Source organism: Hyphomonas oceanitis SCH89 (assembly GCF_000685295.1).
Lineage (GTDB): Bacteria > Pseudomonadota > Alphaproteobacteria > Caulobacterales > Hyphomonadaceae > Hyphomonas > Hyphomonas oceanitis.
In genome coordinates, this window is record NZ_ARYL01000008.1 from 31,028 (window position 1) to 46,771 (window position 15,744).

At 61.4% G+C, this 15,744-nt stretch carries 19 protein-coding genes; 4 read left to right on the plus strand and 15 right to left on the minus strand.

Annotated features, from left to right (window positions below; all coding sequences use genetic code 11):
• Positions 1-33: 33 nt before the first annotated feature.
• Positions 34-1,173 carry a zinc-binding dehydrogenase gene (locus tag HOC_RS06820; RefSeq protein ID WP_035537004.1) on the plus strand — a complete coding sequence of 380 codons (1,140 nt, stop codon included), beginning with the start codon at positions 34-36 and terminating at the stop codon, positions 1,171-1,173.
• Between the two features lie 46 nt (positions 1,174-1,219).
• Positions 1,220-2,239 carry a hypothetical protein gene (locus HOC_RS06825; protein ID WP_035537006.1) on the plus strand — a complete coding sequence of 340 codons (1,020 nt, stop codon included), beginning with the start codon at positions 1,220-1,222 and terminating at the stop codon, positions 2,237-2,239.
• On the opposite strand, the gene apaG is transcribed toward HOC_RS06825, so the two are convergent.
• Positions 2,236-2,655 carry a Co2+/Mg2+ efflux protein ApaG gene (gene apaG / locus HOC_RS06830; RefSeq protein WP_241766939.1) on the minus strand — a complete coding sequence of 140 codons (420 nt, stop codon included), beginning with the start codon at positions 2,653-2,655 and terminating at the stop codon, positions 2,236-2,238. The two genes, HOC_RS06825 and apaG, sit on opposite strands and share 4 nt — an antisense overlap.
• Positions 2,656-2,676: 21 nt before the next feature.
• A complete protein-coding gene (metZ, locus tag HOC_RS06835) occupies positions 2,677-3,879 on the minus strand; it encodes an O-succinylhomoserine sulfhydrylase (protein WP_035537008.1) in 1,203 nt (400 codons plus the stop codon).
• A gap of 64 nt (positions 3,880-3,943) precedes the next feature.
• On the opposite strand from metZ, the gene HOC_RS06840 reads away from it, so the two are divergent.
• A complete protein-coding gene (locus tag HOC_RS06840; RefSeq protein WP_035537010.1) occupies positions 3,944-4,960 on the plus strand; it encodes a 2'-deoxycytidine 5'-triphosphate deaminase in 1,017 nt (338 codons plus the stop codon).
• On the opposite strand, the gene HOC_RS06845 is transcribed toward HOC_RS06840, so the two are convergent.
• Complete coding sequence (locus HOC_RS06845; RefSeq protein WP_035537012.1) at positions 4,957-5,634, minus strand: Fe2+-dependent dioxygenase; 678 nt, start codon at positions 5,632-5,634, stop codon at positions 4,957-4,959. The genes HOC_RS06840 and HOC_RS06845 overlap by 4 nt on opposite strands.
• A gap of 76 nt (positions 5,635-5,710) precedes the next feature.
• Here HOC_RS06845 and HOC_RS06850 point away from each other — a divergent pair, with 76 nt between their 5' ends.
• Positions 5,711-6,556, plus strand: coding sequence for a hypothetical protein (locus HOC_RS06850; protein WP_035537013.1), 846 nt, complete (start codon positions 5,711-5,713; stop codon positions 6,554-6,556).
• A gap of 4 nt (positions 6,557-6,560) precedes the next feature.
• Here HOC_RS06850 and HOC_RS06855 read toward each other — a convergent pair whose 3' ends face one another.
• The 12 genes from HOC_RS06855 to alr all read right to left on the minus strand — a co-directional run bounded on the left by HOC_RS06855 (position 6,561) and on the right by alr (position 15,738).
• A complete protein-coding gene (locus tag HOC_RS06855; protein ID WP_035537014.1) occupies positions 6,561-6,911 on the minus strand; it encodes a DUF3088 domain-containing protein in 351 nt (116 codons plus the stop codon).
• Entirely contained in the window at positions 6,904-7,362 is a 459-nt protein-coding gene (locus HOC_RS06860) for a GNAT family N-acetyltransferase (protein WP_035537016.1), read from the minus strand. The genes HOC_RS06855 and HOC_RS06860 overlap by 8 nt, the downstream gene beginning before the upstream one ends.
• Positions 7,363-7,376: 14 nt before the next feature.
• Positions 7,377-8,099, minus strand: coding sequence for an SDR family NAD(P)-dependent oxidoreductase (locus HOC_RS06865; RefSeq protein ID WP_035537018.1), 723 nt, complete (start codon positions 8,097-8,099; stop codon positions 7,377-7,379).
• A 21-nt stretch (positions 8,100-8,120) separates the two neighbouring features.
• A complete protein-coding gene (gene purF / locus HOC_RS06870; RefSeq protein WP_035537020.1) occupies positions 8,121-9,572 on the minus strand; it encodes an amidophosphoribosyltransferase in 1,452 nt (483 codons plus the stop codon).
• A 42-nt stretch (positions 9,573-9,614) separates the two neighbouring features.
• Complete coding sequence (locus HOC_RS06875; RefSeq protein WP_035537022.1) at positions 9,615-10,184, minus strand: CvpA family protein; 570 nt, start codon at positions 10,182-10,184, stop codon at positions 9,615-9,617.
• Positions 10,177-11,559 (minus strand): DNA repair protein RadA, encoded by a 1,383-nt coding sequence (gene radA / locus HOC_RS06880; protein WP_035537024.1) that lies wholly within the window; start codon positions 11,557-11,559, stop codon positions 10,177-10,179. The genes HOC_RS06875 and radA overlap by 8 nt, the downstream gene beginning before the upstream one ends.
• A gap of 26 nt (positions 11,560-11,585) precedes the next feature.
• Positions 11,586-11,948, minus strand: coding sequence for a DMT family protein (locus HOC_RS06885; protein ID WP_035537026.1), 363 nt, complete (start codon positions 11,946-11,948; stop codon positions 11,586-11,588).
• A gap of 68 nt (positions 11,949-12,016) precedes the next feature.
• On the minus strand, positions 12,017-12,217 hold the full coding sequence (locus HOC_RS06890; RefSeq protein ID WP_035537027.1) for a hypothetical protein: 201 nt from the start codon (positions 12,215-12,217) through the stop codon (positions 12,017-12,019).
• Positions 12,218-12,256: 39 nt separating this feature from the next.
• Positions 12,257-12,976, minus strand: coding sequence for a hypothetical protein (locus HOC_RS06895; protein WP_156950408.1), 720 nt, complete (start codon positions 12,974-12,976; stop codon positions 12,257-12,259).
• 155 nt (positions 12,977-13,131) lie between these two features.
• A complete protein-coding gene (locus HOC_RS06900; protein WP_035537029.1) occupies positions 13,132-13,896 on the minus strand; it encodes an ABC transporter ATP-binding protein in 765 nt (254 codons plus the stop codon).
• A complete protein-coding gene (locus tag HOC_RS06905) occupies positions 13,893-14,705 on the minus strand; it encodes an MlaE family ABC transporter permease (RefSeq protein ID WP_051624604.1) in 813 nt (270 codons plus the stop codon). The genes HOC_RS06900 and HOC_RS06905 overlap by 4 nt, the downstream gene beginning before the upstream one ends.
• Positions 14,683-15,738, minus strand: a complete 1,056-nt coding sequence (gene alr / locus HOC_RS06910) for an alanine racemase (protein ID WP_035537031.1) — start codon at positions 15,736-15,738, stop codon at positions 14,683-14,685. The genes HOC_RS06905 and alr overlap by 23 nt, the downstream gene beginning before the upstream one ends.
• Between the last annotated feature and the right edge of the window lie 6 nt (positions 15,739-15,744).

Consider the following 15,744-nt stretch of genomic DNA (forward strand, 5'->3'; position numbering starts at 1 on the left):
ATGCAGTCATGACAACACATAAGGGAGACACAGATGGCGTCCAATGTTCCGACCAAAGGCTTGCAACTTCGCTCACACGTAAAGTCCGGCGGGGAGCTTGAGCTCTCACTGGTCGAGGTGGACATTCCGGCGCCCGGCCCGGACGATGTGATCGTGCGTGTCGAAGCGACACCGATCAACCCGTCCGACCTTGGCCTCCTGCTCGGCGCTGCTGATATGAGCACGGCAACTGCCTCAGGCACGGCGGATCGGCCTGTTGTTACAGCCAAGGTTCCGGCTGTCGGAATGCGTGCCATGGCACCACGGGTCGATGAGTCCATGCCTGTCGGCAATGAAGGTGCAGGCACGGTCGTGGCTGCCGGGTCGTCCCCGGCGGCGCAGGCGCTGCTCGGCAAGACGGTCGCTGGCCTTGGCGGCGAGATGTATTCCCAGTACCGCACGCTCAACGTGGCCCAGTGCATGGAGCTGCCGGAAGGTGCAACCGCGCGCGATGGCGCCTCGTGCTTCGTGAACCCGCTGACATCGCTCGCGATGACGGAAGTCATGCGCATGGAAGGTCACAAGGCCCTGCTGCACACGGCGGCGGCCTCTAACCTTGGCCAGATGCTGAACAAGATATGTATCGCTGACGGCATCGATCTCGTGAACGTGGTCCGCTCTGACGCGCAGGAGAAAATCCTGCGCGATCTCGGCGCGAAACATGTTGTCAATTCCACCTCGCTTGGCTTCATGAACGACCTGATCCAGGCGCTGGCCACGACGGGCGCAACGCTTGGCTTCGACGCTATCGGCGGTGGCCCACTGTCCGGGCAGATCCTCGTCGCGATGGAAGCGGCGGCGAACATGAATGCCAAAGAATATAGCCGCTACGGTTCGGCGACGCACAAGCAGGTCTATATCTATGGCCGTCTCGATATGAGCCCGACGACGCTGCCACCGGGTGTTGGCATGGCATGGGGCGTGGGCGGGTTCCTGCTTACGCCGTTCCTGCAGAAGGTGGGCGCCGAAGGCCGTGCCAAACTGCGCGCCCGCGTGGGCAAGGAACTCAAGACCACGTTTGCCAGCCATTACACGTCCGAAATCTCGCTGGCCGAGGCCCTGCAACTGCCCGTGATCGAGGCCTATAACCGCCGCGCAACGGGTGAAAAATATCTCATCAATCCGAGCAAGTAGACGCCCGGAACTTTAGCGAAGGCAGATGGCAGGCGAGGTATACGGTATGGCAAAGCTTCACGTATTGATCGCGATGACCGCCCTTCTGGCGGCCTGTTCCAAGGCGCCCCCGGCACAAGACGTGTCGGAGGCGCCTGTCGCCTGGCGTCCGTTCACCGATGATAGTCCGTGGAATATGCCGATTGCTGCCGACGCTGTGGCTGACGCGGACTCGGCTGAAATGATTGAGGCGCTTGCCGAAGCTGGCAGCCTTTTTATCAATATCGATCAATGGTCTGTGCCGGTTTATTATATCGACATGTCAGAGACGCCGACGCAGACGGTCTATGATTATTATCCGGGTGAATATGGTCGCGGTTTCGAAATGCCGCGTGAAATTCCGATCCCGGAAGATATGGCCACGCAGAAACCCAGCGCGGGCTATATCGCCATTGTCGACAAGAAAAGCGCCCTCGAATGGGACTTGAACCAAGCAAGCAAGAACGATGACGGCAAGTGGATGACCGGCTTTGGCGTGGTTTCCAGCTTGCGCGGCAAGGGTGTTTATCCGGCCTGGAATGAAGCGGAGACGCCCAATGAGGCCGCCAGTGCGCTGCCGTCCGGATTTCCGCTGGTGGCGGGTTTGATCCGTGTCGACGAAATAGAGAGCGGGCGCATTCCGCATGCGCTGATGATCGCCAGCCCGACTATTCGCTCGGACGTTTTTGTTCGACCTGCCAGCACGGCGCGCCTGCAGCGCAGCGGTTTTACGCCCAGCACGACCGGCCTGCCGCTTGGCGCACGCCTCCAGCTCGATCCGGCCTTCAATATCGAAAAGTCAGACCTGTCGCCGACGGGCAAGATCATCGCGCGCGCCCTGCAGACCTATGGCGCCTTTGTCGGGGATCAGGCCGGCGCCAATGTCCTGTTTGCCGAGGCGGGGCCGGAGCAGCTGGCCGAGTGGCCCGGCCTGTTGAAAGCGGATGAGCTGGCAGCCGTCTTCTCGCCAGAGATGATGGCGAAGCATTTCCGTGTCATTGATATGGGAGAGGCCCTGCCGGCAGAGCCTGTGCCTGCGCAGCCTTAGCTCGGCAGCGAGGTGTCATAAGGGCTGTCGAGCGAGAAGACCGGAATGGTCGCCACAATCTCGAAACCGCTTTCATCCTGCAGGTCATATGTGCCGCTCATCATGCCTGATGGTGCGGCAAGCGGCGCGCCGGACGTGTAGCTGAAACGCTCGCCGGGTTGTAGTGTTGGCGTCTGGCCGATCACGCCTTCGCCATCGACGGCCTGCATGCGACCTTGCGCATCGACGATCTGCCAATGGCGGCGAACGATGGTCCAGGCCTGGTCGCTCTCATTCTCTACGTCGACCGTATAGGACCACATGAAACGACCGCGAGAGGGCTCGGATTCGTCATGCATGAACTTCGGGCGGACGCGAATGCGCACGCCTTGCGTGATGTGTTCATAGAGCGGGGGAGCGTGTCGCCTGGCCATCATGTGAAATTGATCTGAATTCCTTCACACACTGTTAAGAGCGTTAACAACATCGGCTTCAAGATCGTCAGGATCTTCAAGGCCAACCGAGAAGCGGATCCAGCTGCGGTCGAGGCCCATGGCGGCCTGCTCTTCGTCGGTTAACGCGCGGTGTGTCGTGCTGGACGGGTGGCAGGCGAGGGACTTGGTGTCGCCGAGATTGTTGCAGATATCGACAAGCTCCAATGAATTCAGGAACTTGAATGCCGCTTCCTGGCCGCCTTTGACGGACAGGGCGATCATCGTGCCGCCGCTCGTCATCTGGCGCTTGTGGACTTCGTAGTGCGGGTGGTCCTTGCGGTGGGGGTAGCGCACGGCCGCGACGTTCGGATGAGCCGCAATTACGTCAGCGATACGGGCCGCGCTGGCGCTTTGGGCATCGACGCGCAATTTCAGGGTTTCGAGGCCCTTGAGCACGACCCAGGCGTTGAACGGCGCAGCGGCCGGGCCAACATGGCGCAGGTACGGATCGTACACTTCTTCCATATATTGGGCGCTTGTCAGGATGGCGCCGAGCATCACGCGGCCCTGACCATCCATGTGCTTGGTGCCGGAATAGACGACAACATCGGCGCCAAGCTCCAGCGGCTTTTGCAGGATGGGCGTTGCGAACACATTGTCCACGACCAGAACGGCGCCGGCTTTCTTGCACAGTTTCGACACCGCTTCGATATCGACACCGTCGAGCAGCGGGTTGGCCGGGCTTTCGATCAGCACGAGCTGGCAGCCCTTGGCGATCTCGCGCTCCCAGGCCTCAAGGTCCGCGCCGTCGACGAACACCGTTTCGATCCCGTATTTTGGCATCAGGTTGGCAATGATCCAGCGGCACGAGCCGAACAGGGCTGTCGCCGCAACGACGCGATCGCCAGACTTGAGGGGCGCGAGAATCGCTGAGGAAATGGCGCCCATGCCGCTTGCCGTGACGCGGCAGGTTTCCGCATTCTCGATCAGGGCGATGCGCTGTTGCAGCATTTCGCAGGTCGGGCTGCCATAGCGGGAATAAACGAATCCCGGCTCTTCGCCCTTCATGCGGGCCATGGCCTGTTCCGCGCTGTCATAGGCATAGCCGGACGTCAGGTAGAGCGCCTCGGAGATCTCGCCATGCTCTGAACGCATCAGGCCGCCGCGCACCGCTTTGGTTGCTGCTTTCCAGCTGGCCTTGCCTGATGAGTCTGACCCGTTTGCCATGGTAGTATAGTCCTTGTCTTTCCTGTACCGGGTCTTATGCCTGAGAGCACAAGGGGTGCAAGTGATGGTGCAGGAAACGGGCGTTTTGCCCGACCATGAAATTGAGGCGCTGGTCGCCGAAGGTGCAATCCGCAGCGACCTAGCGCTGGAGGTGGGGCAGGTGCAGCCTGCGAGCCTCGACCTGCGACTTGCGCAGGATGCCTACCGCCTGCGCGCAAGCTTCCTGCCTGGCAAGGACCGGACGGTGGCCGAGATGCTGCAGGAGCCCGGCGTGCATATGCACCGCATCGACTTGACGGAAAAAGGCGCTGTTCTGGAGACAGGCTGCGTCTATCTTGTGCCCCTGCAGGAGCACCTGCGTCTACCAGCCGGTATCTCGGCGCGGGCGAACCCGAAAAGCTCCACCGGCCGCATCGACGTGTTTACGCGACTGGTGACGAACCGGGGACGGGCGTTTGACGATGTACCTATGGGCTATTCCGGGCCGCTTTACCTTGAAGTGAGTCCGCGCACCTTCCCGATCATGGTGCGGCCGGGCGACCGGCTGGCGCAGGTGCGGTTCAAGCGCAAGCGTCCGGATGCGCTGAAGGAACGGGTCGTCTCGATTGATCTGGAGCCGCCTGCAGGCCAGCCAGCAGGTTACCGCGCCAAGCTCCATTCCGGTGTGGTCGATTTGCGCGGGATTGGCGCACATGAGGCGGGCCAGTTCTGGGAGCCGGTCTATCCGCGCCATGGTCGCATCGTGCTGAACCCGGAAGACTTCTACATCCTCGTCAGCCGCGAGACGGTGAAAGTGGCCGCTATGGAAGCGGCCGAGATGGCCCCCATTGCGCCCGAGCTAGGGGAGTTCCGGGCCCATTATGCAGGCTTTTTCGACCCGGGCTTTGGGGTGAACAAGGGTGGTAGCCGGGCCGTTCTGGAAGTCCGCTCGCGCGACGTGCCGTTCATCCTTGAGCACGGTCAGCCGGTCGCCAAGCTGATCTATGAGCCGATGGCGGCCAAGCCGTCAGGCCTCTATGGTGGCAAGGGCTCCAATTATCAGGGCCAGGGCCTGAAACTGTCCAAGCATTTCGCGCTCTAAGCTTCGCCCCACAGCCGCATCAGGTTGGCGATGGATTTCGACAGCGTAAGATATTCGGGCGAGCGCACGTCATGCGTCTGGCCGATTGTGGCGCGCAGGTTCTCCAGATCGAACAGGATTTCGCGCGCGGCGGAATCACGGATGCTGCTCTCGATCCAGCCGACGCAGACAATGCGCCGGCCGGATGTGACGGGCCGCACCTGATGCAGGCTGGTTGAGGGATAGAGGACCAAGTCGCCTGCGGCTGCCTTGGCATGGTGCGTGATGCCGGCATGGTTGATCTCCAGCTCGCCGCCTTCGTAGCTGCCCGGCTCTGACAGGAAGAGCGTGAAGGAGAGGTCTGTGCGCAGTCGCGCCTCGCCTGTGCCCATGAACGGGTTATCGACATGCAAGCCATACGTACCGCCATCCTGCGTGCGGCTGACGAGCAGCGGCGAGAAGCGACGCGGTTGGGCGGCGGCGGCCAGCACGGGATGCGCGCGGATCGCTTCGCCCAGCATGTCGCGCAGCTTCGCGCCGGTGCGGGAGGAGAGGTCTGCCTGCTCATTGTGCTTCACGGCGCGAGCTGCAGAGCCAGCCGTGGCGGCGCCGTCTACCCAGCGCAGTGTGGCGGCGAGTTCGGTGGCTGTGGCCAGTTGGCCTGCGTCAAGAACGCCCGAAAGGGTAAGAAACATGCTCTTCCTACTTGCGAATGAGTTTCATTTCTGTAAGGCGTGTAGCCCATTACGAGGACGCGGGTAAGGGTCGCAAATGCCACACATCTATCACAGCTGGACACGTCTTGGACTGGGCGCCCTGATGGGCACCACCGCGCTCGCCGGTTGCGGCCAGTCGGCCTCAACGCCGACGCCTGCTGCTGAACCGGCGGCGGTCGAGGCGCCAGCTGTCGCAGCTGAGACGCTCGCGGCAGATCCAATGCCCGTCGGCTCCGTTGGCGGCGAAGGCGAGGGCGGCGTGGCGATCGAGCAGGCGGCGACAGACCCGGTCGTGTTCAATATCGCGCTGGCTGTCACCGAAGCTCATATCCTGGCGGCGCGTGATGCCTATGCCGATGGCGAGACTGAAGCGGCGGCAGAAATGTTTGCCCATCCTGTGAGTGAAGTCCTGTTCGACATGGAGCCTGTGCTTGAAGCGCGCGGCGTGACACTTTTCGACGGCTTGCTGACGGATGCATCCATGGCCGCTTCGGCTGGCGAGACGCCGGAGCAGATTTCGGCCCGCACGGATGCCATCATCGCGGCCCTGCGCGCGGCAGCTCTCAAGGCGCCTGAAAATGGCACGGCGCCCGCCGATATTAAGATGCACGTCATTGCCGACATGATCGAACGGGCCGTCGCCATGTATCGCAGCGCCGCAGCGAGCGGCGTTTATGAGCCATATCTCGACGGCTATGGCTTTCACAAAGTGGCCGAGACACAGTTTGCTGCGGCGAGGGACGAGATCGCGGCGAGCAATCCGGAGGCGGCTGCATCCATTGGCAATGCCATCGCGGCGCTGGCCGAAGCCTATCCTAGCGCTGCCCCGCAGGACGCGCTCATGGCCGATATTTCGCAACTCACGGTGCTAGCCTCCGACGTGACCCTGTCGGTCAACTAGTATCTTAAGGATGCGGGATCGGGATACCGTGGCGGCCTGACAGGGCGCGCAGTATGGCATCCTTGTCGTCGATAAAGGCGACATCGCCGTTGTGTTTTACGTCCTCATGATCCGCTGTTTCGCCCGTAAGGATCAGCACCGGGCATGACTGGTTATCCGGGCCAAGCAGGCGCACGAGTTCGGTGCGCGGACGTGGCCACGCGATACGGTGCACGTCGATAAGCGCAGCGAGTTCGGGGAACGAAGCCAGCAGGCCTTCCATCAGCGCGCAATGCCAGCAATAAAAAACGTCACCGGGATAGGCGGGGTCTGAAAAGCCCGGCTGCAGCAGGAACAACTGATCTTTCCTACTCATCGAGATTAAGCCTCATCTCCACGATGTGCTGGGTGAACCCGGCCTTCTCATAGGCGCTGATTGCGGGCGTGTTGCCGGAATAGACGGTGAGGCGCACTTCCGGCAGGCCCTTGGCTTTTGCCCAGTCAAAGAAGTGGGCCATCAGCAACTTGTTGAGGCCCTGGCCGCGATAGTCCGGGCGCACATACATGAAGCCGAGATAGGCGTGGTGCGTGTCCTGTACGTATGACTTGGACTCTTTCGTGCGGGCATATCCCGAGGCGACGAGTTGGCCATCCACGTCCACCACCGCGACTTCAGCATCATCTGAATCGATCAGCTCACCGATATCATAGTAATTCACCGGATCGGGCTTGATCGTATGATCATAGGGGCGTTCGGCGGCGATGATGCCCTGTTCGAAGGCCTTCAGTGTTTCGAGGTCGTCACGCGTGGCGGTCCGGACTTTCACAGGGGAGCACTCCCTTACGAGCGGGCAGCGACCAGTTGCCGGTAGGCGATGCGCTGTCCAGTGCGGGTCTCATCCGTCGAGACCAGTCTAACCAGTTCGGCGGCGACTTCGTCCGGTGACGGCAGGGTCATCGGGTCTTCGCCGGGTTTGGCCTTGGCGCGCATGTCGGTGCGCGTGCCGCCGGGATCGAAGATATTGATCTTCAGGCCCATGTTCTCGGTCTCGTCAGCCCAGCCCATGACCATGGCCTCAAGGCCTGCCTTGGACGCCTGATAAGGGCCCCAGAAGGCAACGGGCTTGGCGGCAACGCTGGACGTGACAAAAACGGCGCGCGGCGCAGGCGACTTGCGCAGCGAAGGAGAGAGCACAGAGATGAGACGCCAATTGGCTGTCAGGTTGATCTCGATCGTTTCCTCGAAGCTGCGCGGACCGACCGATTCCAGCGGGCCGAGCGTGCCGAGGATGCCAGCATTGGCGACGAAGCCATCGAGCCGGCCAAACCTGTCGGCGATCACCTTGCCGAGCGTGTCGATGCCCTTGGCATCTTTCAGGTCCATCGGCACGAGGATCGCTTCATTGCCCATGGCGCGGATCTCGTCGTCGAGCTTTTCCAGCGCCGCTTTCGAGCGGGCGATGGCAATGACGAGGTCGCCTTGCCGCGCAAGATGGAGCGCAGCGGCGCGGCCGATACCGCGCGAGGCGCCGGTGACGAGAACGAGTCTGGGTTGGTCAGTCATGCCGGGCCCTTAGCGCAGGGCCTACGTGTCGTCCAGCAGGGAGAGCTGGCGTTCCTTGTCCGACTCGTCGTGCTGGTGGTCGACAAGTGGGGTCGGATAGTCGCCCGTGAAGCAATGGTCGGCAAACTGGGGCTGCATGTTGTTGCGCACGGGTTCGCCAATGGCCTTGTAGAGGCCGGGCACGGAGAGGAAGCCGAGGCTGTCGACTTTCAGTTCCGCCACCATTTCTTCGTGCGTGTGGATCGCGGCGAAGAGTTCGGACTTGGCCGCCATGTCGATGCCGTAGAAATCAGGGTTCACGATGGGCGGGCTGGCCGAGCGGAGGTGAACCTCCTTGGCGCCGGCTTCGCGGACCATCTGGACGATCTTCTTCGACGTGTTGCCGCGCACGATGGAATCGTCGACCAGGATTACGCGCTTGCCTTCGAGTACGGCCCTGTTCGGGCTGTGCTTCTTGGAAATCGCGGCCTGGCGGCCAATCTGTGTCGGCTGGATGAAGGTCCGCCCGACATAGTGATTGCGGATGATGCCCATGCCGAACGGGATGCCTGAAGCTTCAGAGAAGCCGAGCGCAGCCGGCACGCCGCTGTCCGGCACCGGCACGATCACATCGGCATCCGCCGGTGTTTCCATCGCGAGCTGGTGGCCCATGCGGCGGCGGACTTCATAAATGGAACGGCCCTGAACAATACTGTCAGGGCGCGCAAAGTAGACGTATTCAAAGATGCAGGGGCTGGAGGCGCGGGGCGGGAAAGCCCGGATCGACTCAATGCCGTCGTCGGTAATGACGACCATCTCGCCATTCTCGACTTCGCGCACGAATTGGGCGCCGATAATGTCGAGCGCGCAGGTTTCCGACGCGAGCACATAGGCCGTACCAAGCTTGCCGATCACGAGCGGACGCAGGCCGATCGGGTCGCGTGCGCCGATCAGTTTCTTGCCGGTCAGGCCGACAAGGGCATAGCCGCCTTCGATCTGTTGGAGGGCGTCAACGAGGCGATCCATGAAGCGCGGCTTGGGGCTGCGCGCGACGAGGTGAAGGATGACTTCGGTATCCATCGTCGACTGGAAGATCGCGCCATCGCGCACCAGCTGGTGGCGCAATTCGCGGGCATTGGTCAGGTTGCCATTATGCGCAACGGCGAAACCGCCGAAGGACAGGTCGGCAAAGATGGGCTGGATGTTGCGGAGCATCGGCCGGCCCTGCGTCGAGTATCGGTTGTGACCGATCGCGGCATAACCGGGCAGGCGGGTGCGCAGATCGCCGCCGAAATGGTCTCCGACGAGGCCCATATGGCGTTCCGATGGGAAGCGCTTCCCGTCATATGTGGTGATACCGCAGGCTTCCTGTCCGCGATGCTGGAGGGCGTGGAGCCCTAGCGCGGCGTAAAGACTGGCTTCTGGATTGCCGTAGATTCCGAAAACGCCGCACTCTTCACGGGGTTTGTCATCGTCATGATCGAACAGGATCATATGAGACCGGAGCCTCCTTTTTGCGTGACAGGTTCGTGACGTCTATTGGCCTGTTTCGGCCTTTGAGGGAAGGGTCGAATGCACATCCTGACCGACTTTCGTGGCGTTCTCGTTCACATAATCGGCAACACTGCTGAGTACGGGGTAGCAGGCTGCGTTCTGAATGAAGCCGGGAACCCGGCTCTCATCGAGCGCGAGGTGGAGAAGGACCACGAAGAATACAAGGGCTATTGCGCCGCGCGCGATGCCAAAGGCGAGGCCCGCGAAATGGTCGAACAGGCCTATGCCTTCGGCGCCCTGGATGTTCTTGGACAGCCGCTGCCCGAACCAGGCCACCAGGACATAAACGCCGATGAAGGCGGTCACGATCAGCACGGCATCTGCCAAGGGGATGGTGAATATGCCGAGATCCAGCTGGGCCAGGTTTTCCGGCAGCATGGCTGTTAAAGGGGCGCTGAAAAACTTGCGCGCATAGATAGCTGCTGTGAGCGCGCCGATGAAGGATCCCATTGTCGCGATTTCGCGCAGGAACCCCCGGGCAAACGCCATAATCGCGGAAATGACGATAACAGCGACGGCGATGGCGTCGAAAGCTGTAACAGAATCAAGCATTAAGGGCGTCCGGGGCGAGCAATTCTACGAGTTCGATAAGCCTCTTAATCGGTATGATCGTCAAGCCATCGACTGCCGCAGGGCTGCCTTCGGGCACATAGGCGCGGGCGAAGCCGAGCCGCGCAGCCTCTTTCAGACGCTGCTCGATACGGGCCACGGGCCGGATTGCCCCAGAAAGGGACACTTCGCCAAAGAAGACGGAGCGTTTCGGCGCGGCATTGTCAGATAGCGACGTGAGCAAGGCGGCAGCGGCGGCAAGGTCGCCGGCGGGTTCGCCGATGCGGTAGCCGCCAGCGACGGAGAGATAGACGTCCATGCCCGCAAAGCCGATGCCGCAGCGGGCTTCCAGAACGGCCAGCAGCATGGCGAGGCGGCCTGTGTCCCAGCCGACAACGCTGCGCCGGGGCGTGCCATAGGCGCTTTTGGCGACAAGGGCCTGCACTTCGGCCAGCACGGGGCGCGAGCCTTCCATGGCCGCGAACACAGCGGCGCCACCTTCTGCGCCGCCGTCTGACGACAGGAAGAGAGCCGAGGGCTCCTTGGCGGGGGCGAGGCCATATTGGTGCATCTCGAAGATGCCGATTTCGTCGGTCGGGCCGAAGCGGTTCTTCACGGCGCGCAGGATGCGGAACTGGTGGCCGCGCTCGCCTTCGAAATAGAAGACGGTGTCGACCATATGCTCGACCACGCGCGGGCCGGCGATTGTGCCTTCCTTGGTGACGTGGCCAACCAACACAAGCGCTGCGCCGGATTTCTTGGCCCAGCGCGTGAGTTCCTGTGCACAGGCGCGGACCTGGCTGACCGAACCGGGGGCCGCTTCGAGACTGTCGGACCACATGGTCTGGATGGAATCGATGACGACGAAATCAGGCTGGGCGGCCTTTAGCGCCGAGAGAATCTTGCGCAGGTCGGTCTCGGTGGCGAGCTGGACGGGGCTTTCAGCCACCTTGAGCCGGACGGCCCGTTCCTGGATCTGGGCGGCGGCTTCCTCGCCCGACACGTAGACCGTTTTGAGTCCGTTCCGTGCCAGTCGTGCGGCCACTTGCAGGAGCAGTGTGGATTTACCGATGCCCGGGTCGCCGCCAATCAGCGTCGCGGATGAGGGAACGAGCCCGCCGCCAAAGGCGCGGTCGAGTTCTTCCACGCCCATGACGATGCGCGTCGGCGCTTCGGTCTTGTCATTGAGGGCGACGAATTCTGTCTTGCTGGAACGCTTGGTGCCGACCTTGGCCGGGGCGAGGCCGCCGGGCACCGCCGCGACGGCTTCCTCGACGAGCGTGTTCCACTCGCCACAGCCATTACACTTGCCGGTCCACTTGGAATGGACCTCGCCGCAGGACTGGCAAATGAAGGCGGAGGTGGGAGCTTTGGCCATGGGTGAGACCTAGCGGTGTTTGGCCGTCAACGGAACGGGCCAGCGAACACAAAGTAGGCACCAGCTGCTATCAGGCCGAAGCCGATGGCATGGTTCAGTGTGAATGCCTCCCTGAGGTACAGCACCGAGAACACGGCGAAGACGACGAGGGTGATGACTTCCTGCATTGTCTTCAGCTGGGCCGTGGACCAGACCGCGTGACCGATACGGTTGGCGGGCACCGCGAGGCAATATTCAAAGAAGGCGATGGACCAGCTGACAAGCACGACCAGCCAGAGGGCCTTGTCGGTATGCTTGAGGTGGCCGTACCAGGCGAAGGTCATGAAGACGTTTGAGGCGAGCAGGAGCCCGATGGGGGCGAGGGCGGGCCATGACAACAGGTTGGGCATTGAGCAAATCTCCGGGAAGGGCCGAAGATTCATAGACCGATACGCGGCGCGCCGGAATGGAGCAAAGTCTACTGGCGCTTTCCAATGGCTCTCGTGCAGCAGAACGAGAACATGCCGGCGGCGATGATCATCGATGGCAGGAGAAGGAGCGGATTAATCTCGCTCGAAGCGCCAGACATCCGACTCAGGACAAGCGCGATAAAGCCGAAAATGCCGATCATCAGGGACAGAATCCCGTAGATCAGCCATCTCGTGGATTTGATATACATCGCTGCAGTCTCGCGTTTTGCTTCAGGTCCGTGGCAGCTTTACTGACCTCTTTTCTTGCGCGCTATCATATTGTCCATGCACAGGGTCAGTTCTTCGATCGTGTCTTCGTCCTGGCATTCGAGTTTAATCCGCGGTGCAGGTGATTTTTCAAGGCATTCGCTATAAGCCGCGAAGGACTGGTTCTTGGCGCTGTCACACTCAGCCTGCGCTGTGCCGGGCTTTGGATCAAAGGCCGTGTTTGGCATCCACGCATATTTCACAAGCCAGTCGTCATCGAGATCAAGTGCGCATTCGCCCCACCCCCCATCTGATGGCGCCTTGTCACAGGCGCTGAGAGAGGTTTGTTCGCCGCCGGTATAATGAAGTGATGCGTTGACGAAATAGTCACGCGCGGGCCAGCTCAAGCCCATTGAGATGACTTCGCCATCTTCTTTGACAAGTGCGAACACCCAATCGGGAAAGTCGAGATCGGCGATAGCCTTTGTGTAGAAATCGCGTTGGCCTTGCAGGACGCTTGGCGAATAGCTGCGCGAAATTGCGCTTGGCTTTGCGGCCATGCAGGATGCTTTCAGGCATAGGTCGTTTTCACCCAGAGGCGGCGCGACATCGAGCTGCTTTGCCAAGACAGCAAACTCATCTTTGTGGAAATTGTAGTGAGATTTTAAGGACATGGCGCTTCGGAAGAAACGTGCGTCATTGTCCCAGCGATCAACGACCATGAACGCAATGAAGATAAAGCCGCCGATACCGATCAGCATCAGCAGGGGGTTCTTGGTCATGTGCAAGCCTCCACAACAAGGGGCAGGCCGAACCTTTGGCCCCATTTCATTGCGCGCCTAAGTTGCGCAATTTCGTGAAGATATTGTTTCTATTCCGGGTTGATTTTGTTTTATATGTCGAAAGTCGGGAAATGCTACATCGCTGGCTGGATCGGTCCGCTCGCGCGGCCGTGGACGAACTGGTCGACATATTCATTGCCGCTGTGTTCGACGTCCGAGGCCTTGCCGCGCCAGATGATCTTGCCTTCGAACAGCATGGCGATCTCGTCGGCGATCTTGCGGGCCGACGGCATGTCATGCGTGATCGAGACGGCAGCGGCGCCAAGCTCGCGCACTTGTTCGAGGATCAGGTCGTTGATGGCATCGGCGGTGATCGGGTCGAGGCCGGTCGTCGGCTCATCGAAGAAGATCAGGTCCGGCTCGGAAATGATCGAGCGGGCGAGCGAGACACGCTTTTGCATGCCGCCGGAAATCTCTGCCGGGTAAAGCCCGGCAACTTCGGAGCCGAGGCGGACCTTCTTCAGCGTGGCGATGGCGCGTTCCTTTGCGTCGCTGCGCTTGAGACGCTCCTTGTGAATGAGGCGGAAGGCGACATTTTCCCAGACGGTGAGACTGTCGAACAGCGCGCCTGACTGGAACAGCATGCCGACACGCGAGCGCATCATCTCACGCGGCTTGCCGGTGGATTGGGTCACGTCCTGGCCGTCAAAGAAGACCTTGCCGGAATCCGGCGTCATCAGGCCGAGCGCATTCTTCAGCATGACCGACTTGCCCGAGCCCGACCCGCCAATGACGACAAGGCTCTGGCCGGGGGCGACATCAAGATCGACGCCGCGCAGCACTTCATTCCGGCCGAATGACTTGACGACATTCTCGAGTTTCAGGATCGGCTCGCTCACAGGCCCAGCTCCGCAAACAGGTTGGACATGATGTAATTGGTCGCCAGAACCAGAACGGCGGCGCCAACCATGGACAGCGTGGCCGCGCGGCCGACGCCTGTGGCGCCTGCCTGTGATCGGTCACCCTGGTAGCAGCCCATAATGGCAATCACGGCGCCGAAGACGACCGCCTTGGTGAGGCCGACGATAATGTCGTCAGTCGTCACGAAATCGAGCGTATTGCGCAGGTAGGTGGCCGAATCGAAGTCCAGGCTGAACACGCTGACCAGCCAGCCGCCCATGACACCGATAATGTCTGAGGCTGCCACAAGGATGGGCAGCGAGATGATGGCGGCCAGAAGGCGCGGTGCGTAAAGGTAGCGGAACGGAGATGCGGACAGGGTTTCCAGCGCGTCGATCTGCTCGGTGACGCGCATGGCGCCGATCTCGGCGGAAATGCCTGCCGAGACGCGCCCGGCCAGCATCAGCCCGGTGATCACGGCGCCAAGCTCGCGCGTGATGCCGAGCACCACGATGTTCGGCACGAACTGTTCGGCGCCGAAGCGGCTGCCGCCACTATAGATGTTGAGGGCGAGCGCGGCGCCGATAAAGACCGCCGACATTCCTACGACCGGAAAGGAATAGAAACCGATCTGGATCATCTGGCGCCAGATCTGGCCGAAGAACCAGCGCGGTGTGACAGCTGCGAAAGCCATGCGCCCGGCGAAGGTCGACAGGCGGCCGATTTCGGCGAAGGTGCCGAGCACGCCAGCACCGATCCAGCGCAGGGGATTGGGGAAGCCGCTTTTATGCGTAGACACGTTCGACACGATTGCTCAGTCCCGTCAGGAGTTCATAACCAAGCGTGCCCGCGCGGGCGGCCTGATCTTCGAGTTTGGCATGCTCGCCGATGAATTCAACGCGCGCGCCTGCTTTTGCCTTATCCTGTGCCTTTGAAACATCAATGGTGACAAGGTCCATCGAAATCCGGCCCAGCACGGGGCAGGCAATACCGTCGAGATAGGCTATCAGGGCGTTGGCGCCGCCGCGCAACAGGCCGTCTGCATAGCCGATGCCCACTGTCGCCAGTACGGCATCCTGCGCCAGCGTGTGCGTGGCCCCATAACCAACCTTTTCCCCCATTTCGGCGTCAAAGACGGTCATAATGGCCGCATCAAGGGTCAGGCCGGCATTGATCCGTAGGCCTTTGGGCGGCCGGGTGCCGCCATAGAGCGCGAGACCGGGCCGGATGAGGTCATAGCCATAGGCCTTGCCAAGATAGCAGCCATCGGAATTGCAGAGGCTCGCCGGCGTATCGGGGAAGACGTCGCTTATGCCGCTGAAGGCCTTTTGCTGGGCGGCATTCATCGGGTTGGCTTTATCGTCGGCACAGGCGAGATGGCTCATCACCAGAACGGGTTGCAGCTTGTGAAGTGCGGGCAGGGCGGTTGCCAGTAGCGACGGTTTCAGACCCAGCCGGTTCATGCCGGTATCGAAATGCAAAGCAGCGGTGCCCTTGGGCGCATTGGCCCAGGCTTTCACATGGTCCGGCGAGGAGAGGACAGCCGTCAGGCCAGCCGTGACATAGGCCGACATTTCCTTCCGCGTCGGCCCGTTGAGCACGAAAATGCGCGGGCCGAGGCCCAGCGTCTTGCGCAGGGCGAGGCCCTCTTCAAGATAGGCCACGAAAAAGCTGGAACAGCCGGCGCGCATCAGGGCCCGCGAAACGGGCCCGGCGCCGAGACCGTAACCGTCAGCCTTGACGACTGCGGACGTTGTCGCGCCCGGATGGAGCCCGTCCAGCGCCCGCCAATTGGCGACGATATTGGACAGGTGGATCGTGGCGCGAGGCAATTGGCTCATTGTTGC

Coding starts and splice junctions, on each gene's coding strand:
- HOC_RS06890 (WP_035537027.1), bottom strand. CDS start 12,217: ATGTATATCAAATCCACGAGATGGCTGATCTACGGGATTCTGTCCCTG.
- HOC_RS06840 (WP_035537010.1), top strand. CDS start 3,944: ATGGTGCAGGAAACGGGCGTTTTGCCCGACCATGAAATTGAGGCGCTG.
- HOC_RS06875 (WP_035537022.1), bottom strand. CDS start 10,184: ATGCTTGATTCTGTTACAGCTTTCGACGCCATCGCCGTCGCTGTTATC.
- HOC_RS06895 (WP_156950408.1), bottom strand. CDS start 12,976: ATGCTGATCGGTATCGGCGGCTTTATCTTCATTGCGTTCATGGTCGTT.
- purF (WP_035537020.1), bottom strand. CDS start 9,572: ATGATCCTGTTCGATCATGACGATGACAAACCCCGTGAAGAGTGCGGC.
- HOC_RS06850 (WP_035537013.1), top strand. CDS start 5,711: ATGCCACACATCTATCACAGCTGGACACGTCTTGGACTGGGCGCCCTG.
- HOC_RS06820 (WP_035537004.1), top strand. CDS start 34: ATGGCGTCCAATGTTCCGACCAAAGGCTTGCAACTTCGCTCACACGTA.
- HOC_RS06825 (WP_035537006.1), top strand. CDS start 1,220: ATGGCAAAGCTTCACGTATTGATCGCGATGACCGCCCTTCTGGCGGCC.
- HOC_RS06855 (WP_035537014.1), bottom strand. CDS start 6,911: ATGAGTAGGAAAGATCAGTTGTTCCTGCTGCAGCCGGGCTTTTCAGAC.
- HOC_RS06845 (WP_035537012.1), bottom strand. CDS start 5,634: ATGTTTCTTACCCTTTCGGGCGTTCTTGACGCAGGCCAACTGGCCACA.
- alr (WP_035537031.1), bottom strand. CDS start 15,738: ATGAGCCAATTGCCTCGCGCCACGATCCACCTGTCCAATATCGTCGCC.
- radA (WP_035537024.1), bottom strand. CDS start 11,559: ATGGCCAAAGCTCCCACCTCCGCCTTCATTTGCCAGTCCTGCGGCGAG.
- HOC_RS06885 (WP_035537026.1), bottom strand. CDS start 11,948: ATGCCCAACCTGTTGTCATGGCCCGCCCTCGCCCCCATCGGGCTCCTG.
- HOC_RS06865 (WP_035537018.1), bottom strand. CDS start 8,099: ATGACTGACCAACCCAGACTCGTTCTCGTCACCGGCGCCTCGCGCGGT.
- apaG (WP_241766939.1), bottom strand. CDS start 2,655: ATGATGGCCAGGCGACACGCTCCCCCGCTCTATGAACACATCACGCAA.
- metZ (WP_035537008.1), bottom strand. CDS start 3,879: ATGGCAAACGGGTCAGACTCATCAGGCAAGGCCAGCTGGAAAGCAGCA.